The sequence below is a fragment of the Isoptericola haloaureus genome (assembly GCF_036689775.1).
GTDB lineage: Bacteria > Actinomycetota > Actinomycetes > Actinomycetales > Cellulomonadaceae > Isoptericola > Isoptericola haloaureus.
This window is the reverse complement of the sequence record NZ_JBAGLP010000118.1, coordinates 785,705-808,039: the sequence shown is the minus strand read 5'-3', so window position 1 is coordinate 808,039 and position 22,335 is coordinate 785,705. Positions and strand designations below refer to the sequence as shown.

21 protein-coding genes and 1 tRNA gene are annotated in these 22,335 nt (G+C 74.6%); 14 read left to right on the top strand and 8 right to left on the bottom strand.

Going from position 1 to position 22,335, the window contains the following annotated elements; all coding sequences use genetic code 11:
* Positions 1-192 precede the first annotated feature (192 nt).
* A tRNA-Lys gene (locus V5O49_RS13835) sits at positions 193-265 on the bottom strand.
* 246 nt (positions 266-511) lie between these two features.
* Here V5O49_RS13835 and V5O49_RS13830 point away from each other — a divergent pair.
* Positions 512-796, top strand: a complete 285-nt coding sequence (locus V5O49_RS13830; RefSeq protein WP_278236284.1) for a Fe-S cluster assembly protein HesB — start codon at positions 512-514, stop codon at positions 794-796.
* A gap of 139 nt (positions 797-935) precedes the next feature.
* A complete protein-coding gene (locus tag V5O49_RS13825) occupies positions 936-1,757 on the top strand; it encodes a DUF1206 domain-containing protein (protein WP_332902707.1) in 822 nt (273 codons plus the stop codon).
* Positions 1,758-1,766: 9 nt separating this feature from the next.
* Here V5O49_RS13825 and V5O49_RS13820 read toward each other — a convergent pair whose 3' ends face one another.
* Positions 1,767-2,519, bottom strand: a complete 753-nt coding sequence (locus tag V5O49_RS13820) for a M50 family metallopeptidase (protein ID WP_278236286.1) — start codon at positions 2,517-2,519, stop codon at positions 1,767-1,769.
* A 168-nt stretch (positions 2,520-2,687) separates the two neighbouring features.
* On the opposite strand from V5O49_RS13820, the gene V5O49_RS13815 reads away from it, so the two are divergent.
* The 3 genes from V5O49_RS13815 to V5O49_RS13805 are packed head-to-tail and all read left to right on the top strand — an operon-like array spanning position 2,688 to position 5,367.
* Positions 2,688-4,133: a DEAD/DEAH box helicase gene (locus V5O49_RS13815; protein ID WP_332902961.1), complete on the top strand. Its 1,446-nt coding sequence runs from the start codon at positions 2,688-2,690 to the stop codon at positions 4,131-4,133.
* A gap of 39 nt (positions 4,134-4,172) precedes the next feature.
* Complete coding sequence (msrB, locus tag V5O49_RS13810) at positions 4,173-4,577, top strand: peptide-methionine (R)-S-oxide reductase MsrB (protein ID WP_332902706.1); 405 nt, start codon at positions 4,173-4,175, stop codon at positions 4,575-4,577.
* A gap of 31 nt (positions 4,578-4,608) precedes the next feature.
* On the top strand, positions 4,609-5,367 hold the full coding sequence (locus V5O49_RS13805; RefSeq protein ID WP_332902705.1) for a tyrosine-protein phosphatase: 759 nt from the start codon (positions 4,609-4,611) through the stop codon (positions 5,365-5,367).
* On the opposite strand, the gene V5O49_RS13800 is transcribed toward V5O49_RS13805, so the two are convergent.
* A complete protein-coding gene (locus tag V5O49_RS13800) occupies positions 5,300-5,830 on the bottom strand; it encodes a MarR family winged helix-turn-helix transcriptional regulator (protein WP_332902704.1) in 531 nt (176 codons plus the stop codon). The genes V5O49_RS13805 and V5O49_RS13800 overlap by 68 nt on opposite strands.
* A 107-nt stretch (positions 5,831-5,937) precedes the next feature.
* Here V5O49_RS13800 and V5O49_RS13795 point away from each other — a divergent pair, with 107 nt between their 5' ends.
* Positions 5,938-6,963, top strand: coding sequence for an aldo/keto reductase (locus V5O49_RS13795; protein ID WP_332902703.1), 1,026 nt, complete (start codon positions 5,938-5,940; stop codon positions 6,961-6,963).
* 9 nt (positions 6,964-6,972) lie between these two features.
* On the opposite strand, the gene V5O49_RS13790 is transcribed toward V5O49_RS13795, so the two are convergent.
* From V5O49_RS13790 to V5O49_RS13780, 3 genes are all read right to left on the bottom strand, one after another.
* Positions 6,973-8,646 (bottom strand): MDR family MFS transporter, encoded by a 1,674-nt coding sequence (locus V5O49_RS13790; protein WP_332902702.1) that lies wholly within the window; start codon positions 8,644-8,646, stop codon positions 6,973-6,975.
* A complete protein-coding gene (locus V5O49_RS13785; protein WP_332902701.1) occupies positions 8,643-9,095 on the bottom strand; it encodes a MarR family winged helix-turn-helix transcriptional regulator in 453 nt (150 codons plus the stop codon). The genes V5O49_RS13790 and V5O49_RS13785 overlap by 4 nt, the downstream gene beginning before the upstream one ends.
* 171 nt (positions 9,096-9,266) lie before the next feature.
* Entirely contained in the window at positions 9,267-10,727 is a 1,461-nt protein-coding gene (locus V5O49_RS13780) for a sugar porter family MFS transporter (protein WP_278236293.1), read from the bottom strand.
* A 138-nt stretch (positions 10,728-10,865) separates the two neighbouring features.
* On the opposite strand from V5O49_RS13780, the gene V5O49_RS13775 reads away from it, so the two are divergent.
* From V5O49_RS13775 to V5O49_RS13765, 3 genes are all read left to right on the top strand, one after another.
* On the top strand, positions 10,866-11,465 hold the full coding sequence (locus V5O49_RS13775; RefSeq protein WP_332902960.1) for a hypothetical protein: 600 nt from the start codon (positions 10,866-10,868) through the stop codon (positions 11,463-11,465).
* 219 nt (positions 11,466-11,684) lie between these two features.
* Positions 11,685-12,305 (top strand): DUF47 domain-containing protein, encoded by a 621-nt coding sequence (locus V5O49_RS13770; protein ID WP_332902700.1) that lies wholly within the window; start codon positions 11,685-11,687, stop codon positions 12,303-12,305.
* Positions 12,306-12,307: 2 nt separating this feature from the next.
* Positions 12,308-13,315 carry an inorganic phosphate transporter gene (locus V5O49_RS13765; RefSeq protein WP_278236295.1) on the top strand — a complete coding sequence of 336 codons (1,008 nt, stop codon included), beginning with the start codon at positions 12,308-12,310 and terminating at the stop codon, positions 13,313-13,315.
* Positions 13,316-13,318: 3 nt separating this feature from the next.
* On the opposite strand, the gene V5O49_RS13760 is transcribed toward V5O49_RS13765, so the two are convergent.
* Positions 13,319-14,092, bottom strand: a complete 774-nt coding sequence (locus V5O49_RS13760; RefSeq protein ID WP_332902699.1) for an IclR family transcriptional regulator — start codon at positions 14,090-14,092, stop codon at positions 13,319-13,321.
* Positions 14,093-14,197: 105 nt separating this feature from the next.
* Between V5O49_RS13760 and hutH the strand changes: the two genes are divergently transcribed.
* From hutH to hutI, 5 genes are read left to right on the top strand one after another with little or no spacing between them, the layout of a single operon-like run.
* Positions 14,198-15,817, top strand: a complete 1,620-nt coding sequence (hutH, locus tag V5O49_RS13755; RefSeq protein WP_332902698.1) for a histidine ammonia-lyase — start codon at positions 14,198-14,200, stop codon at positions 15,815-15,817.
* A 28-nt stretch (positions 15,818-15,845) separates the two neighbouring features.
* Complete coding sequence (gene hutU / locus V5O49_RS13750; RefSeq protein WP_332902697.1) at positions 15,846-17,519, top strand: urocanate hydratase; 1,674 nt, start codon at positions 15,846-15,848, stop codon at positions 17,517-17,519.
* The gene (locus V5O49_RS13745; RefSeq protein ID WP_332902696.1) at positions 17,516-18,724 is read left to right on the top strand and encodes an allantoate amidohydrolase; all 1,209 of its coding nucleotides are present in this window, start codon (positions 17,516-17,518) and stop codon (positions 18,722-18,724) included. The genes hutU and V5O49_RS13745 overlap by 4 nt, the downstream gene beginning before the upstream one ends.
* Complete coding sequence (locus V5O49_RS13740; protein WP_332902695.1) at positions 18,721-20,073, top strand: formimidoylglutamate deiminase; 1,353 nt, start codon at positions 18,721-18,723, stop codon at positions 20,071-20,073. Before V5O49_RS13745 ends, V5O49_RS13740 begins: the two co-directional genes overlap by 4 nt.
* Positions 20,070-21,260 (top strand): imidazolonepropionase, encoded by a 1,191-nt coding sequence (hutI, locus tag V5O49_RS13735; RefSeq protein ID WP_332902694.1) that lies wholly within the window; start codon positions 20,070-20,072, stop codon positions 21,258-21,260. The genes V5O49_RS13740 and hutI overlap by 4 nt, the downstream gene beginning before the upstream one ends.
* A gap of 19 nt (positions 21,261-21,279) precedes the next feature.
* On the opposite strand, the gene V5O49_RS13730 is transcribed toward hutI, so the two are convergent.
* Complete coding sequence (locus tag V5O49_RS13730) at positions 21,280-22,326, bottom strand: NUDIX hydrolase (protein ID WP_332902693.1); 1,047 nt, start codon at positions 22,324-22,326, stop codon at positions 21,280-21,282.
* Positions 22,327-22,335 lie beyond the last annotated feature (9 nt).

Here is a 22,335-nt window from a genome sequence, read left to right as displayed (position 1 = left end):
ACGGTGTCGCGGCAGTGCGGACCCTCCTCCCTGAGAGACCAGCGTTGCCAGTTTCGATCATTCGCCGCCGCGCAGGAGGCGTCAACGAGCGCAGGGGATGAAACAGGGGATGAAAACCGAGGCACCGAAGAGCCTCTGTCGTGCGGACGCGCCCCGGTCGCCGGAACTGCTCCGTGCGGGCGGGTCGTCGGGTGGGCCCCCAGGGGATCGAACCCTGAACCCACGGATTAAAAGTCCGTTGCTCTGCCGATTGAGCTAGAGGCCCGCCGTCGACGGTCGGTCGAGGGCACTGGTCAGCCTACTGGCGTGCTCCGGTGCGGCACGTCTCGCGGCGACGCGGTGCGACCAGCGTCACATCTGGGCCCGGAGGGCAACCTATGCCGCTCCCGCGGCGCTGTCACCTGGAGTCTCACGAGGCGGGAAGATCGGGCCCGATCCTGGCGAACCGTTGCGTTCGGACCATCGTCCTGATTCGGTGGACGAGTCGCGTACCCGACGAGAGGAGCCTGACGTGCTCACCGTGACGGACAACGCCCGCACTGCCGTCGACTCGCTGGCCGAGCAGGCCGGTGTACCTGCCGAGGGTGGTCTGCGCATCGCGCAGTCCGCCGAGCAGCCCGGCAATTTCGAGCTCGCGCTCGTCCCCGCGCCTCAGCCCGAGGACCAGGTGGTCGACGAATCCGGACAGACCAACGTCTACGTCGACGCCAGCGCGGCGACCGCGCTCGCCTCGCTGCAGCTCGACGCCGAACCTTCCACCGAGGGCCCGGGGTTCGTGCTCACTCCCCAGGGCTGACCGGCCCTTTCCCGCTCGACGGCGGGCCACCCTCACCGCGAGGGTGGCCCGCCGTCGAGCGTTCCCGTGGCGCGGACCGCACTTGTGCGTCAGGGTGAGCGGCACGCCGCGAACGTCGCGGCGGCCAGGAGGTGTCCACGTGTCGTCCACGTCCCATCGCGCCGAAGGCGCTGCTCGCCAGGCCCGCAACAGCTCGGCCGTCCGATTCCTCGCCCGTGCGGGGTTCGCCGCCTCGGGCCTGGTGCACCTGATCCTCGGCTGGCTGGCCGTGCAGCTGGCGCTGGGGTCGTCCTCCGGGTCGGCGAACCAGTCCGGCGCGCTGCGTCAGGTCCAGCAGGCTCCGGGCGGCGACGTCGTGCTGTGGGCGGTGACGGTCGGGTTCGCGGCGCTCGCCCTGTGGCAGCTCCTCGAGGCGCTGCTCGGCGTGCCCGGCGTGTCGGACGCGAAGGAGGTCGGCGCGCGGGTCAAGGCGGCGGCCAAGGGTGTGCTCTACGGGGTGCTGGCCGTCACGGCGGCCCGCTACGCGACCGGCTCGGGCTCCGGCGGCGGGAACCAGGAGGAGAGCTACACCGCGATGGTGATGCAGGCGCCGGCCGGCGTCTGGCTGGTGGGTGCCGCGGGCCTCGTCGTGGTCGGCGTGGGCGTGTACCACGTGGTCAAGGGCGTGCGGAAGAAGTTCCTCGAGGACCTGCGCGGGACGGGTGGGGGTGCGGTCGGCGCCGCGGTCGTGCGCCTCGGCCAGATCGGCTACGTCGCCAAGGGCGTCGCTCTCGGCGTGCTCGGCGGCCTCTTCGTCGCGGCGGCCGTGACCCACGACGCCGACCAGGCCGGCGGGCTCGACGAGGCGCTGCAGACCATCCGGCAACAGCCGTTCGGGACCGTGCTGCTGATCGTCATCGGGATCGGGATCGCGGCCTACGGCGTCTACTCGTTCGCCCGGGCGCGCTACGCGAAGCTCTGAGCGGACGGGTCAGGACGGCGTGACCGGGCCGACGATCCACGACCCGCCGAGCACCAGCGCGCCGACGGTGACGGCGCCGAAGACGAGGACCCACACGATCCCGGGCACGCCGGTGAGCCGGCCGAGCTGATCCGCGTCCGACGTCCTGGCCCGGCCTCGGGCCCGCTGCGACTGCAGCTCGACCACCGGCCGCACCGCGCCCAGCAGCAGGAACCAGGTCACGGCGTACGCGACGGCCGACTGCACGGCGGGCTCGAGCCACCAGGACACGCCGACGAGCAGCGCGCCGCTGACGAGCACCGACCACAGGCCGAACCAGTTGCGGATCTTCAGCAGCAGCAGGGCCAGCAGGAGGACGAGCAGCCACAGCAGGCCGACGGCGTACCCGGCACGCAGCAGCCACGCCGCGCCGAGTCCGACGAGGCCCGGGCCGACGTAGCCGGCGAACGCGGTGAGGATCATGCCGAGACCGCGGGGCCGTCCCGCCGTCACCGTCAGCCCCGAGGTGTCCGAGTGCAGGCGGATGCCGTCGAGCCGTCGGCCGGTGACCATCGCCACCACGGCGTGCGCGCCCTCGTGCGCGATGGTGATGACGTGGCGTGCGACGCGCCACACCGGGGACACCAGCACGACGGCGAGCGCGGCCAGTCCCGCGGCGATCACCACCGTGCGGTCGGGGGGCGCCACGGCGGTCGTGGCGGCGGTCCAGATCTGCGCGAGCACGTCGCCGGCGGTCGTGAGGAAGTCGTCCACGGCCGCCATTCCACCACGCCCGGTGGTCCGACCGACCGGGCCGCCGGGGGGAGGCGTGCGACAATGTCTACCGAGGGCGCCAGCGACCACCGCGCGCCCCGCGTCGTGGAGATCCCCCCGGATTGCGTGCGGCGGACCCCGACCGTGGACGTCGTCGACGTCCGGAGAGGCTTCTCGTTGACTTCATTCGCCGACTTCGGCCTGCCCACGCCTGTGGTGCAGCACCTGACCGACGCGGGCATCACCAGCCCGTTCCCCATCCAGGCGGCCTCGCTGCCGGACACCCTCGCCGGGGCGGACGTCCTCGGCCGCGGGCGGACCGGCTCGGGCAAGACCCTGGCGTTCTCGCTGCCGGTCGTGACCCGGCTCGCGCACCGCGCCGCGGCCGAGCGTGCCGCGGGTCGGCCCCGCCGCGTGGTGAACCGCCCCACGGCGCTCGTGCTGTGCCCCACCCGCGAGCTCGCGAACCAGATCGACGCCACGATGAAGCCGTTGGCCGAGGCGCTCGGGCTGCGCACGACCACGATCTTCGGCGGCGTGGCCCAGTCCCGCCAGGTCACCGCGCTGGGCCAGGGCGTCGACGTCGTCATCGCCTGCCCGGGCCGCCTCGAGGACCTGCTGAACCAGAAGGCGCTGACGCTGGACGACGTCGCGATCACCGTGCTGGACGAGGCCGACCACATGGCCGACCTCGGGTTCCTGCCCGGGGTGAAGCGGATCATGGACCGCACCCCGCGCTCGGGCCAGCGCCTGCTCTTCTCCGCCACGCTGGACAACGGCGTGGACGTGCTGGTCAAGCGCTACCTGAAGAACCCGGTCACGCACTCGGTCGACGAGGCCGCGGCCCCGCCGCCGAAGATGACGCACCACATCCTCGCCGTGGCGGACAAGGAGTCCAAGAAGCAGGTCGTGCACCAGCTCGCCGGCGGCACGGGCCGCCGGGTGCTCTTCACGCGCACCAAGCACCAGGCGAAGAAGCTCGCGCGCCAGCTCACGGCCGCGGGCGTCCCCGCGGTGGACCTGCACGGCAACCTGGGCCAGGGGGCGCGGGAGCGGAACCTCGCGGCGTTCTCCACCGGGGACGTCAAGGTGATGGTCGCCACGGACATCGCGGCTCGCGGGATCCACGTCGACGAGATCGAGCTCGTCGTGCACGTCGACCCCCCGGCCGAGCACAAGGCGTACCTGCACCGGTCCGGCCGCACGGCGCGCGCCGGGTCGGGCGGCGACGTCGTCACGCTCATGCTCCCCGAGGAGCGGGGGGACGTGCGCGACCTCACCCGCAAGGCGCGGATCACGGCGCGGCCCCAGCCGGCCGAGCCCGGGGACGCCACGCTGACGGCGCTCGTGGGCGAGGTCGCCCCGTACGTCGCCCCGCCGGCTCCTCAGCAGCAGGGGTCCTCCCCGAAGTCGGGGCAGCGGGGCGCCGGGTCGCAGCCGACGGGCGGCGCGGGCTCCGCACGCTCGGGCGGGGGACGTCGCCGCCGCCGCGGACGGGGCGGTCAGGGCGCGAGCCAGGGCGGAGGCCAGGGCGGCGGCGCGTCGCAGCGCCAGGGCGGTCAGCAGAACCGGCGGCAGCGGGGCGCCCAGGGTGCGGAGCGACAGGGCCAGCGGCGGCGCTGAGCCGGGAACACGCTCCGGACCTCGGGTGTTGGTGCGGACATGACCTACGACGTGACCAAGAACGACGACCAGTGGCGTGCCGAGCTGTCACCGCAGGAGTTCTCGGTGCTGCGACAGGCCGGGACCGAGCGGCCGTGGAGCGGTGAGCTGCTGGACGAGCAGCGCGAGGGCGTGTACCGGTGCCGAGGGTGCGCGGGCGAGCTCTTCCGCAGCGACCACAAGTTCGACTCCCACTGCGGGTGGCCGTCCTTCTACACCCCGCTGGCCGGCGACCGGGTCGAGCTCGTCGAGGACCGTTCGCTCGGCATGGTGCGCATCGAGGTGCGCTGCTCCCGGTGCGGCTCGCACCTGGGCCACGTGTTCGACGACGCGCCCCAGACGCCGACCGGCGACCGGTACTGCATGAACTCGGTCAGCCTGACCTTCGAGCCCGCCGAGGGCTGAGGCCCCCGGCGCGGGCCGCTACCGTCGAGCCATGAGCACCGAGACCGGGACGGTCCCGGACCGCCTCGTGAACCTGCGCGACGTCGCGACGTCGTCCGACGCCGTGCGCCCCGGCGTGCTGCTGCGGGCCGACGCCCCGCGCGCCGGCGACGTGCCGCCGTCGGACGTGGTCTGGCCGCCCCGCACCGTCCTCGACCTGCGCGACCCCGGCGAGCAGCGCGAACCGCACCCGCTGGCGGACGTCGCCGGCGTGCTCTCCTTGCCGGTGCTCGACGGCGCGACGCGCGTCGCACCCGCCGAGCACCCCGGTCCGTTCGATCTCGGACGCCTCTATCTCGAGATGCTCGACGGCGTGGGCGGCCGGCACCTGGCGGCCGGCGTGGCCGCCCTCGCCACGAGCGACGCGCCGGTGCTGGTGCACTGCACCGCCGGCAAGGACCGCACCGGGGTGTTCGTCGCGGCGGTGCTCGCCCTGCTCGGGGTGGAGCGGTCCGCGATCGTGGCCGACTACGTGCGCACCGGGCCCAACATGCCGCGGGTCCTCGCCCGCGCCCGGCACACCTCCCGGGCGCCGGACCGGCGGAGCCACGTCGTCGCCGCGCTCCCGCCGGAGCTCCTCACGGCTCCCGCGCACGCGATCTCGACGGTGCTCGACGCCCTGGCGGCGCGGGACGGCGGTCCTGGCGGCTGGTTCGCCGCCCAGGGAGGGGCGGCGTCGACGGTCAGCTCGCTGCGGGCGAGGATGCTGCGTCCGTCGGCACCGGCTCCTGGCGCGACTCCAGCCAGCTGACGACGTCGGCCGAGTAGCGGCGCAGCAGCCGGGCGAGCTGGGAGATGTCGTCCTTCTCCCAGTCCGTCAGCGCCGCCTCGAGCATGACGACCCGCGAGTCGCGGGCGTGCTCGAACCGGGCGGCCCCGTCGTCCGTGAGGGTGATGCACTGCCCGCGCGTGTCCTCCGGGTCGGTCTCGCGGTGCACGAGGCCGAGCTCGACCATCCGGCTGAGCTGGCGCGAGACGGTCGCGCGCCCCACGCCGAAGTGCGCCGCGAGGTCGGACCCGCGGCTGTTCGGGTACTGGGCGATGTGCGCCAGCAGAGGGTACGCCGAGGCGTCGAGCTCGGGGTGGATGATCCGGGCCATCTGGGCGGCCGTGGACTGCGCACGCCGGATCAGCACCCGGAGCTCGCGTTCCAGGGCTCCGAACGGGTCCGTCTCCGGGTCCGGCGGGGTCGTGGGCGTGGCGCTGTCCTGCATGTGCCCCATCATGGCGCTCCCTCGACGGTTCCGGGAGGTTCCGAAGGTCACGATTTGAACTACGGACCCCCAGGAGCGGGTGAAGTTCTGGCCGTAGGGTGTCAGCGATGAGTCTCCGTGCCGCGCACCGTGTCCCCGCACCCGTCGACGTCCCGGCACCGGGCGGTCCCGGATGGATGCGTCCGCTGCCCGGCACGGACCTGACCGTCAGCGCGGTCTGCGCGGGCGGTTCGCCGCTGGGGTCGATGCCCGTGGTCTTCGGCTACGACGTCGCCGCGGACCAGGCGGCGGACACCGTGCGCGCCGTGCTGGACTCCCCGATCCGCATGCTCGACACCGCGAACGGCTACTCCGACGGCGAGAGCGAACGCCGGATGGGTGCCGGCCTCGCCGCCTACCGCGCCGACCACGGCGCCCTGCCCCCCGGACTCGTGGTGGCCACGAAGGTGGACCCCCGCGACGGGGACTACTCCGGGGACCGGGTGCGTCGCTCGGTCGAGGAGTCCCGCGAGCGGCTCGGGCTCGACCACCTGCCGCTGGTGCACCTGCACGACCCGGAGAACTTCGCCTTCGAGGACCTCACGGCGCCCGGCGGCGCGGTCGACACGCTGGTCGAGCTGCGCGAGGCGGGCGAGATCGGGGCCGTCGGGCTCGCCGGCGGCCCCGTGCCGGTGATGCGGCGCTACCTGGACCTCGGGGTGTTCGACGTCCTGCTCGTGCACAACCGTTGGACCCTGGTGGACCGGTCGGCCGGCCGTCTCGTGGCCGCGGCCGCCGAGCGCGGGACGGGCGTGATCGACGCCGCGGTCTACGGCGGCGGGATCCTGGCTCAGCAGACGCCGTCGGAGCGCCGCAGCGCGACCCGCTACGGGTACCGTCCCGCACCGCCGGAGACCCTGGCCGCGGTCGACGCGCTGCGCGCGCTGTGCGCCCGCCACGGCACGACGCTGCCGGTCGCGGCGCTGCAGTTCTCGCTGCGCGACCCCCGGATCGCCGCCACCGTCGTGGGCGTCTCGCGGCCCGAGCGTGTCGCCGCGACGCTCGCGGCCTGCGGGACGCCGCTGCCGGCCGACTTCTGGGCGGAGGCCGAGGAGCTCCTGCCCGGGCCGGACGCCTGGCTCGACGGCGCCTGAGCGCCGCCGTCAGTCGCGGGCGGCCACCGGCGTGGTCGCCGCAGTGGTCGACGGCGCGGCGACCGTGGCCGGGCCGTCGGTGCGGTCGGTGACGTCGGTGCCGTGCTCGGCCGGCTCGTCGGCATCCTGCTGGGCCGCGAGGTCGCGCGTCTGCTCGATGCCGGACCGCTCGCCGAGCGGGATCTCGACGATGAAGCAGATGGCCACCAGGGCGACGACGGCCAGGGGGACCGCCACGAGGAAGATCCCGGTGATCCCCTCGGTGTAGGCGGAGGCGACGACGTCGGCCACCGGTCCCGGCAGCGCGGACATGTCCGGCACCGCGCCGGTGGATCCGCCGATCGCCGAGGTGGGGACGCCGAGCTCGGCCAGCCCCCGGGCCAGCTCGTCCCGGACGTCGCTCGCCAGCACGGCACCGAGCGCCGAGACCCCGATCGCGCCCCCGAGGGACCGGAAGAACGCCACCGTGGCGGTCCCGGCACCCATGTCCCGCAGGTCCAGCGTGTTCTGCGTGGCGAGCACGAGGTTCTGCATGAGGGCACCGACCGACAGGCCGAGGCCGAACAGGAAGACCGAGAGCACGACGAGGCTGGTGCCGGTCCCGATCGTGGACATCCCGAACAGCGAAGCGGTCAGGACGACGGCGCCGCCGATCATGATCGCCTTGTACCGGCCGGTGCGCGAGATGATCCGGCCGAGCACGATGCCGCCGAGCATGGTGCCGACGACCATGGGGATGGTCTGCAGGCCGGACTGGGTGGGCGTCATGCCGCGGGCGAGCTGCAGGTACTGGGCGAGGAACACCGCGGTGCCGAACATCGCGACGCCCACGGCCGCCGACGCGACGATCGAGAGCACGAACGTGCGGTTGCGGAACAGGTGCAGCGGGATGATCGGTTCCGGGGCGCGGCGCTCGGCGAGGACGGCGCCGAGCAGGGCGACGGCGGCGGCGCCGACCATCGCGGCGGTCTGCCAGGACGCCCAGGCGAACTGGTCGCCGGCGAAGGTGACCCACAGCAGCAGCAGGGCGACGCCGACGGCGATGAGGCCGGCTCCGACGTAGTCGATGCGGACCGCCCGCGGGGGGCGGGCCGGCAGGTGCAGGGTCTTCTGGAGCACGACCAGGGCGACGACGGCGAACGGGACGCCGACGAAGAACGTGTAGCGCCAGCCGACGGAGTCGGTGATGAGGCCGCCGAGCAGCGGGCCGCCGATCTGGGCCACGGCCATCACGCCGCCCATCAGGCCCATGTACTTGCCGCGTTCGCGGGGGCTGATGATGTCCGACATCAGGACGGTCGCCAGCGACATCAGACCGCCGGCGCCGATGCCCTGCAGGGCGCGCGAGGTGATGAGCATCTCCATGTTCTGCGCGAACCCGGCCGAGGCGGCGGACACGACCGTGATCACCAGGGCGATCTGGATGAGGGTCTTGCGGTTCGTCAGGTCGGCGAGCTTGCCCCACAGCGGGGTCGAGATCGTCATCGTCAGCAGCATCGCGGTGACGACCCAGGTGTAGGCGTGCTGGGAGCCGTCGAGGTCCGCGACGATGCGCGGCAGGGCCGTCGAGACGATGGTCGTCGCGAGCAGGGAGACGAAGACCCCGAGCAGGATGCCCGAGAGGGCCTCCAGCGTCTCGCGACGGGTCATGGCCGGGGTGCGGCCGGCGGTGGTGTCGGTCATCTGAGGGGTGCCTCCTGGCTGACGGAGCTGATGGCGGCCGCGACGCTGCGGATGTGGTCGACGGCGACGGAGAGGTCGTGCGGGGTCCAGTCGGTGAACGCCTCGCCGACGAACGCCTCGAACTGTTCGTCGCTGTCGTCGGCCAGCCGCCGGCCGGCCTCGGTGAGCTCGAGCGTGCGGGCCCTCCGGTCGCTCTCGTCGACCGTGCGCCGGACGTACCCGTTCTCGACGAGCGCGCCCACCTGGCGGCTGGCGACCGAGGAGTCCACGCGGAGGGCCTCGGCGACCTCGCAGAGCTGGACCGGGCCGCGGGCCCGCAGCAGGCGCACGACGCCGAGGGCGGCCCGCGGTCGGCCCAGCTCGCGGGCGATGCGGGCGGCGGCCTCGCGCTGGGCGCGGCCGAGCTGCTCGAGCGCGGTGACCAGCGCGGTGGTGGCCTCGTCGGGCACGACGACTCCTTCCGTTGCTCCGAGAAACAATAAGACAGATGCTTGCAGCATGCAAACATCCTGGTGGCGGGCCCCGGACGCACGACGGCGGCCCGCCTCCCCCGGGGGAGACGGGCCGCCGTCGTGCGTGGACCGGTCGTGCGGGCCGACCGTGGCCGGCCGGTGCGCAGGTCAGGTGCGGCGCCGGGCGCGCACCTCCTCGCTCATGTCCTCCAGCTCCTTGCCCTTGGTCTCGGAGACCTTGAACCAGATGAAGACGAACGACAGCGCCGCGAAGAACCCGTACATGCCGTAGGGGATCGCCGGGCCGAACGTCGCCAGCAGCGGCGGGAAGGTCAGGGTGATGGCGAAGTTGGCGATCCAGTTGGCCGCCGCGCCGACCCCGAGCGCCGCCGCGCGGATCCGGTTCGGGAACATCTCGCCCAGCATCACCCACATCAGCGGGCCCCAGGTCGCGCCGAAGAAGACGACGAACGCGTTCGCCGCCACCAGGGCCACGGTCGCCCACGCGCCGGTCAGCGACAGCGTCGAGTCGCCCGTGGCCTCGTCGACGACGGCGGTGCCCTGGGTGAAGGCGGCCGCCATCAGCAGCAGGGAGACGGCCATGCCCGCCGAGCCCACCAGCAGCATGGGCCGGCGGCCCACCTTGTCGATCAGCGCGATCGCGACGAACGTCACCGCGATGTTCGTCACCGAGGTGATGGTGGAGACCAGGAACGCCTGCGACTCGTCGAACCCGACGGCCTGCCACAGCGTCGTCGAGTAGTAGAAGATCACGTTGATCCCGACGAACTGCTGGAAGACGGCCAGCAGGATGCCGACCCACACGATCGGCTTGAGCCCCAGGAAGCCCGACCCGCGCAGCGACCCGCGCTCGGCGTTCTCCTCGTCGACCGCGATCGACCGCTCGATCTCGCCGATCCGCTCGTCGACGCCCTCGTCCGGACCGAGCACCGACTCCAGCACCTGCCGGGCGTCGTCGCGCCGGCCCCGGGCCACCAGGAAGCGGGGCGACTCCGGCATCCGCAGCGCGAGCAGCCCGTAGACCGCGGCCGGCACCGCCTCGACGAGGAACATCCAGCGCCAGGCCTCCCAGCCGAACCAGAGCTGCTCGGCGGCCCCGCCGGCGGTCTCCGCCAGGATCTGGTCGCTCAGCAGGGCTCCGAAGATGCCGACCGTGATCGCCAGCTGCTGCAGGGACCCGAGGCTGCCGCGGATCCGTGCCGGGGCGATCTCGGCGATGTAGGCCGGTGCGATCACCGAGGCGATCCCGATGCCGATGCCCCCGACGAACCGCCACAGCGACAGGTCCAGGGCCGAGAAGGCCGCGGCCGAGAGCACCGCGGAGACGAGGAAGAGCCCCGCGCCGAGCAGCATGACGCGCACGCGTCCCCAGCGGTCGGCGAGCCGGCCGGCACCCCAGGCACCGAGGGCGCACCCCAGGAGCGCCACCGCGACCACGAGCCCCGTCACCGTCGAGCTGAGGGCGAACTCGCCCTCGATCGCGGAGACGGCACCGTTGATCACCGACGAGTCGAAGCCGAACAGGAAGCCGCCGACGGCCGCGGCGAACGACAGCGCGATCGCCTTGCGGTGCGTGCTGCGCACGCTCGGGCGGGCAGGGGTCGACATACGTGGTCCCTTCGACGTGTGTGTGCGGCAACGGCCGCCTCGGGCGACTCTAGGGGCGTGACGGCGGATCGGCATGGTGGGCGGAGCGGCTGCCAGACTGGTGGGGTGAGTGACCGCCCACGCTTCCGCCGTCCCGCCATGCTCGACCCGCTCGAGGCCGAGAACCTGCCCGGCGAGCTGGACCCCGCGCTGCGCGACGAGGTCGCGCACACGACCGCCCGCGCCGTCGTGCACACCGCCCGGGCCACCGAGGACCCGGAGGTCGTGGCGCGCCTCGTCCGCCTGGTCGAGCGCGAGGGGCTCGACGTCGTGGCCGAGCTGTGGTCCGACGCCGCCCCGGCGACCCTGCCCGGAGCCCTGTGGCGGCTGTACGCCCTGCGCGAGTGGGTCCGCCGCGACCCCCGCACGATCGGGCTGCGCTACCGGCTCGGCGTCGACGTCGCGCCCGTCCACGAGGTCGTCGCCGGGGTGCCCCGGCCGCCGACCCCGGAGGACCTGCGGGTGCTGGCCGACACCGTGCTCTCCGGGGTCTACGCCGGCGACCTCGCCGTCGCGCTCGAGCGGGCCGCCGCCTTCGGCCGCATCCTCGCCACCGGTGCCGCCTACGACGCCGACGCCCGGGAGGCCGCCGACCCGGAGTCCGCGACCCGCATGACCCGCGGGGCCGCCGACCTGACCCGCACGGCGGAGGAGCTGGAACACGCCGCAGTGCTGTGGCGTGCGGGTTCGCTGGACTGAGTCCCCGCCCCTAGAATGGTGGCGCGGCGTCGGGCCGCGGTAGCCCCGGGCTCCATCTTCAGCCGCTTCGAGCGGCCACGCGCCGAGAGGCGCTCCCGGTCCGGCGTCGCACTCTTCCCACCGTCACGGAGCGGTGCCACTCCGTGACCGGAGCACGCGCTGCCGCGGGGCGGGCCCTACCCTGTGACTGACCGAGCGTTTCTCCGACCGGGGGTCCCTGTGCGCCTGCGCCTCACACCGCGCGACTCGACCTACTACGACCTGCTGGCTGCGCTGGCGCGGCACACCGTCACCGGTGCGTCCCTCCTGGCGGAGCTGCTGGGGGCGTCGCGGCCGGAGCGCGAGCGCATCGTGGCCGAGCTCGCCGAGGCCGAGCACCAGGCCGACGACGTCACCCACTCGATCAAGCGGCGGCTCAACCAGACCTTCGTCACCCCCTTCGACCGGGACGACCTCTACCACCTGGCGTCGGCACTGGACGACTGCATGGACGCCATGGACGAGGCCGGCCACCTCATCGTGCTGTACAAGGTCGCCGAGCTGCCGATGGCGGTCTCGGAGCAGGTGCAGGTGCTGCAGCGCTGCGCCGAGCTGACCGCCGACGCGATGCCCCGGCTGCGCAAGCTCGACCAGCTGCCCGAGTACTGCGTCGAGATCAACCGCCTGGAGAACCAGGGCGACACGCTCCACAGGTCCCTGCTGGGCGATCTGTTCGACAAGGTCACCGACCCGATCCTGCTCATCAAGCTCAAGGAGATCGTCGACAACCTCGAGGAGGCCACCGACGCCTTCGAGCGCGTGGCCCACCTCGTCGAGTCCATCAGCGTCAAGGAGTCCTGAGGGTGGAGCTGGCGCTCGTCGTCGTCATCGTCGCCGTCGCGCTCGGGTTCGCGTACACCAACGGGTTCCTCGACGCGGCGAACGCCGTCGCGACCTCGGTGTCGACGCGGGCGCTGACCCCGCGCATCGCGGTGACCATGGCGGCGGGCATGAACTTCGTCGGCGCGTTGCTGGGGACGTCGGTGGCCGAGACCATCGCCACCTCGATCGTCGAGCTCGACGACGGCACCGCCGTGCAGTCCCTCGTCGTCGTGCTCAGCGCACTGCTCGGGGCGATCGCCTGGAACCTCTTCGCCTGGTGGTACGGGATGCCGACGTCGTCGACGCACTCCCTCATCGGCGGTCTGCTGGGAGCCGGCATCGCCGGCGGGATGACGGTGTACGGCGCCGAGGTGGTCGACAAGGTCGTGCTGCCGACGCTCTTCTCCCCGCTGATCGGCTTCGTCGGTGCCTACGTGCTCATGGTCGCCCTGATGTGGATGCTGCGGAACGTCGCCCCGGCACGGGTGAACCGCCGCTTCCGGGTGGCGCAGACCGCCTCGGCCGCCGCGATGGCGCTCGGCCACGGCCTGCAGTCCGCGCAGAAGACGATGGGTGTCATCTGGCTCGCCCTGCTCACCGTCGGCTCCACCGCCGCGCGCGAGGGCATCCCCCTGTGGGTCAAGATCGCCGCGGCCACCGCGATGGCGGTCGGCACCTACGCGGGCGGGTGGCGCATCATGCGCACCCTGGGCCGCCGCATCATCGAGCTCGACCCCGCGCGAGGCTTCGTCGCGGAGTCGGTCTCGGCCGTCGTGCTCTACGCCAACGCCATCGTGCTGCACGCACCGGTGTCGACGACGCACACCATCACCTCGGCCATCATGGGCGCGGGCGCGACCCGCCGGTGGACCGCGGTGCGCTGGGGCGTGGTCCGCACCATCGCGATCTACTGGGTGCTCACGGCACCCGTGGCCGGGCTCCTGGCCGCGGGGGCGACGCTCGCGCTGCTGCCCCTGGCCGGCGGTTGATCCTCACCGCTGCCGGGCGCCCAGCCGTGCGCTGATCGCGGCGGCCGCCCGGGACACCTGCTGGGCCAGCCGCTCGCGGTCCTCGGGGCCGCGGTCGGCGGAGCGGAACGTCAGGGCGAGCCCGGCCACCGGCCGGTCGAGGTGGTCGACGACGACGTCCGCCACCGAGGCGAAGCCGTCGGTCACCTCGCCGTCCTCGACCGCGTACCCCCGCCGACGGACCTCGCGCAGCACCGTCCGCAGCTCGCTGAGCGTGCGCGGCCCCCGGCCCGTGCGGTCGCTGAACGCCCCGGCGGTCGGGTAGGCGGCCCGGACCTGGGCCGCGGGCAGGTGGGCGAGGACGGACCGCCCCGACGCCGTGAGGTGGGCGGGCAGGCGGACGTCGACGTCGGACACGAGCGGCGGGCGGCCCGGTGCCCGCTGCTCGACGAGGTAGAGCACCTCGCGTCCGTTGAGGAGCGCGAGGTGGCCGTTCTCACCCGTGGACTCCACGAGCCGGGAGACCACGGGCCGGGCCAGCCGGGTCACGGGTGCCTGACGCGTGTAGGCGGTGCCGAGCCCGAGGGTGGCGACCCCGAGGCCGTAGCGGCGCTCCTCCGGGTAGTGGGTCACGAACCCCTCGTCGGCCAGGACGGACAGCAGGTGGTAGACGGACGACCGGGGCAGGTCGAGGCTCGCGGCCACGGACGACGCGGGGACCGGGCCGGGCTGGGCGGCCAGGTGCGCGAGCAGGCGCGCCGTCGCACGCGCCGCGGGCACGTCGCTGCTGCCTGCCACGCCGCACCACCTCCCGTGCCGGACCGATCCACGCTGTCTGGTATCCCAGACACTATCGCGGTCCCGCGGCACCTCGGGGACCGGCGGCTGGTGTGCGATGAGGACATGAGCACGACGCACCCCTCGCCGCCGTCCCCCGTCACCGACGGCCGGGCGACCACACCGGTCCTGCTGGACGGGTCCCCCCTGCGGATCGACCAGGTCGTCGCCGTCGCCCGCCACGGCGCCCCGGTCTCCGTGGGAGCCCCGGCCCAGGACGCGATGGCGCGCTCCCGGTCCGTGATCGACGCGCTGGCGGACGACGTCGTCCCCCACTACGGCGTGTCCACCGGATTCGGGGCCCTCGCCCGCCGGCACATCCCCGCCGGGTCGCGGGCCCAGCTCCAGCTCTCCCTGGTGCGCTCCCACGCCGCGGGCTCCGGACCGGAGGTGGAGACCGAGGTGGTGCGCGCCCTGCAGCTGCTGCGCCTGGCCACGCTGTGCACCGGCCGGACCGGGGTGCGTCCCGTGGTCGCCGAGACCTACGCGGCGATGCTGAACGCGGGGCTCACCCCCGTCGTCCACGAGTACGGCTCCCTCGGCTGCTCCGGCGACCTCGCACCGCTGGCCCACGTCGCGCTCGCCGCGCTGGGCGAGGGCGAGGTCCGCGACGTGGCGGGCACCCGTCGCCCGGCCGGGGAGGCGCTGGCGGGGGCAGGGATCGCCCCGCTCGCCCTGCAGGAGAAGGAGGGGCTCGCCCTCATCAACGGCACCGACGGGATGCTCGGTCAGCTCTGCCTCGCCCTGGACGACCTGCAGGGTCTGCTCGCCACCGCCGACGTCGCGGCCGCGCAGAGCGTCGAGGCGCTGCTCGGCTCCGACGCCCCGTACGCGGCCGGCCTCGTGGCGATGCGCCCCCACCCGGGCCAGGCGGCGTCGGCGGCGAACCTGCGGGCGCTGCTGGCGGGATCGCCCCTCATGGCGAGCCACCGCGAGCTCGAGCCCGACGGGACGCCGTCCTGCACCCGTGTCCAGGACGCCTACTCGTTGCGCTGCGCACCCCAGGTGCACGGTGCGGCGCGCGACACCCTCGACCACGCGCGGCTCGTCGCCGACCGCGAGCTCGCCGCGGCCGTCGACAACCCCGTGGTGACGGTGGACGGCCGGGTGGAGTCCAACGGCAACTTCCACGGCGCCCCGGTGGCCTACGCCCTGGACTTCGTCGCGATCGCCGTGGCCGACGTCGCGAGCATCAGCGAGCGCCGCACCGACCGGTTCCTCGACGTCGCGCGCAACGAGGGCCTGCCGCCGTTCCTGGCGGACGATCCCGGGGTGGACTCGGGGCTGATGATCGCCCAGTACACGGCCGCGGGGATCGTCTCCGAGCTCAAGCGTCTCGCGGCGCCGGCGAGCGTGGACTCGATCCCGTCCTCGGCGATGCAGGAGGACCACGTCTCGATGGGGTGGGCCGGTGCCCGCAAGCTGCGCCGCGCCGTCGACGGCCTGGCCCGCGTGCTGGCCATCGAGCTGCTGACCGGCGCCCGCGCCCTGGACCTGCGCGCCGCCGCGGAACCCGCCCACGGGCCCGCCGTCGGGACCGGTGCCGTGCGCGACCTGCTGCGCACCCGGGTCGAGGGCCCGGGTCCCGACCGGTACCTGACGCCCGAGGTCGACGCCGTCGTCGACCTCGTGGTCGACGGGGCCGTGCTGGAGGCCGCGACCGCCGCCGTCGGCGAGCTCGCCTGACCGACCCGACCGACCCGAGGAGTCACCGATGACGACCTACGACCGCGGCACCCCGGTGCCGGTCCGTGCCCCGCGCGGCACCACCCTGACCGCCCGGAGCTGGCAGACCGAGGCGCCGCTGCGCATGCTGCAGAACAACCTCGACCCGGAGGTCGCCGAGCGTCCGGACGACCTGGTCGTCTACGGCGGGACGGGCCGGGCAGCCCGGGACTGGCCGAACTTCCACGCGATGGTCCGCACGCTGACGGACCTGCGCGCGGACGAGACGATGCTCGTGCAGTCCGGCAAGCCGGTGGGCGTGCTGCGCACGCACGAGTGGGCGCCGCGGGTGCTCATCGCCAACTCGAACCTCGTGGGCGACTGGGCGACCTGGCCGGAGTTCCGGCGGCTCGAGCAGCTCGGGCTGACGATGTACGGCCAGATGACCGCCGGGTCGTGGATCTACATCGGTGCGCAGGGGATCCTGCAGGGCACGTACGAGACGCTCGCCGCGGTGGCCGCCAAGCGCTTCGGGGGCACGCTCGCCGGGACGCTGACCGTGACCGGCGGCTGCGGCGGGATGGGCGGCGCGCAGCCGCTCGCCGTCACACTCAACGGGGGCGTCTGCCTCGTCGTCGACGTCGACCGGGCGCGTCTCGACCGGCGCGTGCGCGAGCGCTACCTCGACGTCGTCGCCGACTCCCTCGACGACGCCGTGCGGCAGACGCAGGAGGCGAGGGCGGCGTCGCGGCCGCTGTCGGTCGGCCTGACCGGCAACAGCGCGGAGGTCCTGCCCGAGCTGCTGCGCCGCGGCGTCGACGTGGACGTGGTCACCGACCAGACCTCCGCGCACGATCCGCTGTCCTACCTGCCCCTCGGCGTCGACGTCGCCGACTGGGCCGAGTACGCCGCCGCCAAGCCCGAGGAGTTCACCGACCGGGCGCGGGAGTCGATGGCCCGCCACGTCGAGGCGATGGTCGGGTTCGCCGACGCCGGTGCCGAGGTCTTCGACTACGGCAACTCGATCCGTGACGAGGCCCGCCGTGGCGGCTACGACCGGGCGTTCGACTTCCCCGGGTTCGTGCCCGCCTACATCCGCCCGCTGTTCGCCCAGGGCAAGGGACCGTTCCGGTGGGCGGCGCTGTCCGGGGACCCGCGCGACATCGCCGCCACCGACCGTGCCGTGCTCGACCTCTTCGGAGAGGACGACCACCTGCACCGGTGGATCCGCGCGGCCCAGGACAAGGTCGCCTACCAGGGCCTGCCCGCGCGCATCTGCTGGCTCGGGCACGGCGAGCGCGACCGCGCCGGCCTGCGGTTCAACGAGCTGGTCCAGTCCGGGGAGATCAGCGCGCCGATCGTCATCGGGCGCGACCACCTCGACTCCGGCTCGGTCGCCTCGCCCTACCGCGAGACCGAGGCGATGGCGGACGGCTCCGACGCGATCGCGGACTGGCCGCTGCTCAACGCGATGGTCAACACCGCCTCCGGCGCCACCTGGGTGTCCCTGCACCACGGCGGCGGCGTCGGCATGGGCCGGTCGATCCACGCCGGCCAGGTGACGGTCGCCGACGGCACCGACCTCGCCGCGCAGAAGCTCGAGCGGGTGCTGTCCAACGACCCGGCCACGGGGGTGCTGCGGCACGCAGACGCCGGGTACGACGACGCCGTCGCCGCGGCCGAGCGCGGCGGCGTCGTGCTGCCGATGCGGGGTGACGCGTGAGCGGTGTCGCGGGACTCCTGCGGGACCTCGCCGACGTCGGACGGGCCCCGACCGGAGGGTACGCCCGCTTCGCCTGGACGACGGCGGACCTCGCCCTGCGCGAGTGGTTCGCCGCCGAGGCCGCGGGCCGCGGCCTCGACGTCACCGTGGACCGCGCCGGGAACCAGTGGGCGTGGTGGGGCGACCCGGACGCCGACGGTCCCGGCGTCGTCACGGGCAGCCATCTCGACTCGGTGCCCGGGGGCGGCGCGTTCGACGGCCCGCTGGGCGTCGCGAGCGCCTTCGCGGCCGTCGACGTGCTGCGGGCCCGCGGCGTGCGCCCCGCCCGGCCCCTCGGCGTCGTGAACTTCTCCGACGAGGAGGGCGCCCGGTTCGGTCTGGCCTGCCTCGGGTCGCGGGCCGTGACGGGCACGGTCGGCGCCGACCGCCTGCTCGGGCTGCGCGACGACGCCGGGGACAGCCTCGCCGACGTGCTCACCGGCGCGGGACTCGACCCGACCGCGTACGGGCGCGACGACGAGGCGCTGGCCCGCGTCGGCACCTTCGTCGAGCTGCACGTGGAGCAGGGCCGGTACCTCGCCGACCTGCACGGCGACGACGCGGCGCCCGTCGCGGTGGCGTCGGCGATCTGGCCGCACGGCCGCTGGCGGGTCGACCTGCACGGCGAGGCCAACCACGCCGGCACCACGCCGCTGGCCCACCGGCACGACCCGATGCTGGGCCTGGCCGGTCTGATCCAGGACGTCCGGGCCGCCGCCGGATCGGCCGACGCGCTCGCCACGGTCGCGAAGGTCTCCGTCGAGCCGAACGGCGTCAACGCGATCCCGTCGCGGGTCCGGGCCTGGATCGACTCCCGGGCACCCCGGGAGGACGCCGTGCACCGGGTCCTCGCCGACCTGTCGGGCTATGGCCCCGTCGAGGAGTCCTGGTCCCCGGCCACCGTGCTCGACCCGGCCCTGGCCGCCCGCCTGGCCGACGTCGTCGGACGCCCCGCCGGCACGGCGCCCGCGCCGGTGATCGGGACCGGCGCCGGGCACGACGCCGGCATCCTGGCCGCCACCGGCGTACCGACCGCGATGCTGTTCGTCCGCAACCCCACGGGGGCCTCCCACACGCCCACCGAGCACGCCGAGGAGGCGGACTGCGAGGCCGGGGTCACGGCGCTCGCGGACGTCCTGACCGACCTGCTGGAGGAGGCCGCGTGACCTTCTGGTGCGAGCACGCGTGGCTGCCCGACGGCCTCGCCGCCGGGGTGCGCGTCGAGACCGATGCCGGCCGGGTGACCGCCGTCGAACCCGGGACGGCACCCGTCGCCGCCGACACGGTGCTGCCCGGCGTCGTCCTGCCCGGTCTCGCCGACGCGCACTCGCACGCCTTCCACCGGGCGCTGCGCGGACGCACCCACGACGACGGCGGATCCTTCTGGACCTGGCGCGAGCGCATGTACGCCGTCGCCGACGTCCTGACCCCCGCGGAGTACGAGGAGCTCGCCACCGCCACCTACGCGGAGCTCGCGCTCGCGGGCGTGACGGCCGTCGGGGAGTTCCACTACGTGCACCACGGGCCCGACGGCGGCCGGTACGACGACCCGCACGCCATGGCCGGGGCGCTGCGACGGGCCGCCTCCCGGGCCGGGGTGCGCCTGACGCTGCTCGACACCTGCTACCTGCACGGCGGGCTCGACGCCGGCGCGTACCAGCCGCTCGCGCCGTCGCAGCGGCGCTTCGGCGACGGGGACGCCGACGCCTGGCGGACCCGCGTGGAGGCGCTGCGGTCGGCCTGGGCGGGAGCGGACGACGTCCGCGTCGGCGCGGCCGTGCACTCGGTGCGGGCCCTCGCGCCGGACGAGATCGCCGTCGTCGCGTCCTGGGCGCGCGAGCACGGTGCCCCGCTGCACGCGCACCTGTCCGAGCAGCCCGGCGAGAACCGGGCGGCACGGTCGGTCCACGGGACGAGCCCCACGGGGGTGCTCGACGCCGCCGGCGCGCTCGGTCCGCGCACCACCGTGGTGCACGGCGTCCACCTGGACGCCGACGACGTCGCCCGGCTGGCCGCGTCCGGCACCGCGGTGTGCGTGTGCCCGACGACCGAGCGCGACCTGGCCGACGGGCTCGCGCCCGTCGACCGTCTGGCCGCCACCGGGGTGCCGCTGTGCGTCGGCTCCGACCAGCACGTGGCCGCCGACCTGCTCGCCGAGGCGCGCGGGCTCGAGGAGCACGCCCGGCTGCGCAGCGGCCGACGGGGCGTGCTCGCACCCGCCGCCGTGGTCGAGGCGGCCACCGCGGCCGGCCATCGTGCCCTCGGCTGGGACGACGCCGGCCGGATCGAGGTCGGGGCGCGGGCCGACCTCGTCGCCGTCGCCCTCGACACGCCGGCCGTGGCGGGAGCCGACCCCGCCCAGGCCCCGTTGGTCGCCGGGGCCCGCGACGTGCGGACCGTGGTCCGCGACGGACGCACCGTGGTCCGCGACGGGCGGCACGTCGACCTGGACGTGGCCGCCGCCCTGCGGACGTCGATCGCGAGGATCTGGGACCTCGTGGAGGAGGGACGATGACGGAACCCACCGAGGACCGCACGCTGCTCGTCACGGGCATCGGCGAGCTCGTCACGCACGACCCGGCGCACGGCGCGTCCGGGGTCCTGACCGACGCCGCGCTGGTCGTCTCCGGCGGGCGGGTCGTCTGGACCGGCCCCGCCGCGCAGGCCCCGGCCGCGGACGACCGGCTCGACGTCGAGGGACGCTGCGTGATCCCCGGGTTCGTGGACTCGCACTCGCACGTCGTCTTCGCCGGGGACCGGTCCGCGGAGTTCGCCGCCCGGATGGCCGGCGAGCCCTACACCGGTGGCGGCATCGCCACCACGGTGGCGGCCACCCGGGCCGCCTCCGACGACGTCCTGCGCGACGGCGCCCGACACCTCGTGGCGGAGATGCTCGCCCAGGGGACCACGACCGTCGAGATCAAGAGCGGGTACGGCCAGGACGTCGCCACCGAGGAACGCATGCTGCGCCTGGCGCGCGAGCTCACCGACGAGACGACGTTCCTCGGCGCCCACACCGTGCCGGCCGAGCTCGCGCACGACCGTCGTGCCTACCTCGACCTCGTCACCGGGCCGATGCTCGCCGCCTGCGCACCGCACGCCCGGTGGGTCGACGTGTTCTGCGAGCCCGCCGCACCCGCCGCGTTCGACGCGGACGAGTCCCGCGAGGTCCTGGACGCCGGGATCCGCGCCGGGCTGCTGCCCCGCGTGCACGGCAACCAGCTCGGGCCCGGTCCCGGCGTCCGGCTCGCCGTCGAGGTCGGCGCCGCCAGCGTCGACCACTGCACCTACCTCACCGGGGACGACGTCGCGGCGCTGGCCGGGTCGAGCACGGTGGCGACGCTGCTGCCCGCCGTGGAGTTCTCCACCCGCTCGCCCTACCCGGACGCGCGGGCCCTGCTCGACGCGGGCGTCGCCGTCGCCCTGGCCACGGACTGCAACCCCGGCAGCTGCTACTCCTCGTCGATGCCGTTCGTCGTGGCGCTCGCGGTGCGGGAGATGGGCCTGACACCGCTGGAGGCCGTGCGCGCCGCCACCGCCGGCGGAGCCGCGGCCCTGCGGCGCGACGACGTCGGGACGCTCCGGTCCGGGGCGCGGGCCGACCTCGTGGTGCTCGACGCGCCCTCGCACGTGCACCTGGCCTACCGCCCGGGCGTGCCGGTCGTGCGCACGGTCCTGCGGGGCGGGCGCCCCGTCGTCTGACCGGTCGAGCGGTCGCGGCTCAGAAGACCTGCGGAGCCACCCGCTCGGCCGCGACCACCCGGGGGCCCTTCGGCGTGCGCGCCACGTGCGCGACCAGCGCCTCGCCGGGCTCCAGGTACGGGTCGCGCCGGGGGAGCGTCGCCGCCACCGCCCGGCTCGAGTGCTGACCCAGCACGTCCAGCACGGTCGGCAGCACCGGCCGGTGGGTGCACAGCACCGAGGCACGGTCCGCCTCGAGCAGGTCGCGCACGGCCGCGGCCACGCGCGCCGGGGACCGTTCGTGCTGGGCCTCGCCGAGGTTGTCGCTGTACTCCGGGCGCAGGTTCGCCGCGCGCACGTACGGGTCGATCGTCGTCGCGCACCGCTCCCAGCGGCTCGAGATCACCGCGTCCACGCCGTAGGAGGCCAGCACCGGCACGAGCGCGGCGGCCTGGCCGTGCCCCAGCGGGGTCAGCGGACGGTCTTGCTCGACGCCGTACCAGTTCGCCCGCGGCAGGGCCCGGCCGTGCCGGACGATGACGACGGCGTGCGTGGCCAGGTGCCGGTCGCGGAACGCCTCGACCACCGCGTCCAGCGGCGCGCGGTCCGTGGGGCGGGTGAGGCGCTCGGCGGCGTCCTCGGCGTCGAGCCACTCCGCCTTGTCGATCTCCCGCTTGGACGCCGGGGCGATCGGGGTCCGCGCCGCCAGGGCGCGCGAGTCGCTCTTGGCCGAGGCGCGGCGCGCGGCCCAGTAGTGCACCCGCTTCACCCGGCCCTCCGGGGTCAGGTACTGCAGGCCGGGCAGCGGCAGACCCAGCACGACGGGCTTGCCGGTCTCCTCGGTGACCTCGCGGACCGCGGTGGTCGCCAGGGACTCGCCCTCCTCGTGCTTGCCCTTGGGCCACGACCAGTCGTCGTACCGCGGCCGGTGCACGAGCTGGACCTGCAGGCGGTCGTGGCGGACCCGCCACACCACCGCGCCGGCGGTCTGGATCACCGGGGCGTGCTGGACCGACGTCGCCCCCAGGGGGTCGACGAAGGGGGTCGCCGTGCGCAGCGTACGAGCGGATTGCGACGCAGTGCTCATCGGGCGGGA

Bases quoted from the DNA above. Each gene is read 5' to 3' on its own strand.
- V5O49_RS13820 (WP_278236286.1), bottom strand. From the start codon at position 2,519: ATGGCGGCCGTGGACGACTTCCTCACGACCGCCGGCGACGTGCTCGCG.
- msrB (WP_332902706.1), top strand. From the start codon at position 4,173: ATGACCTACGACGTGACCAAGAACGACGACCAGTGGCGTGCCGAGCTG.
- V5O49_RS13805 (WP_332902705.1), top strand. From the start codon at position 4,609: ATGAGCACCGAGACCGGGACGGTCCCGGACCGCCTCGTGAACCTGCGC.
- V5O49_RS13800 (WP_332902704.1), bottom strand. From the start codon at position 5,830: ATGCAGGACAGCGCCACGCCCACGACCCCGCCGGACCCGGAGACGGAC.
- V5O49_RS13795 (WP_332902703.1), top strand. From the start codon at position 5,938: ATGAGTCTCCGTGCCGCGCACCGTGTCCCCGCACCCGTCGACGTCCCG.
- V5O49_RS13790 (WP_332902702.1), bottom strand. From the start codon at position 8,646: ATGACCGACACCACCGCCGGCCGCACCCCGGCCATGACCCGTCGCGAG.
- V5O49_RS13780 (WP_278236293.1), bottom strand. From the start codon at position 10,727: ATGTCGACCCCTGCCCGCCCGAGCGTGCGCAGCACGCACCGCAAGGCG.
- V5O49_RS13775 (WP_332902960.1), top strand. From the start codon at position 10,866: ATGCTCGACCCGCTCGAGGCCGAGAACCTGCCCGGCGAGCTGGACCCC.
- hutH (WP_332902698.1), top strand. From the start codon at position 14,198: ATGAGCACGACGCACCCCTCGCCGCCGTCCCCCGTCACCGACGGCCGG.
- hutU (WP_332902697.1), top strand. From the start codon at position 15,846: ATGACGACCTACGACCGCGGCACCCCGGTGCCGGTCCGTGCCCCGCGC.
- hutI (WP_332902694.1), top strand. From the start codon at position 20,070: ATGACGGAACCCACCGAGGACCGCACGCTGCTCGTCACGGGCATCGGC.
- V5O49_RS13730 (WP_332902693.1), bottom strand. From the start codon at position 22,326: ATGAGCACTGCGTCGCAATCCGCTCGTACGCTGCGCACGGCGACCCCC.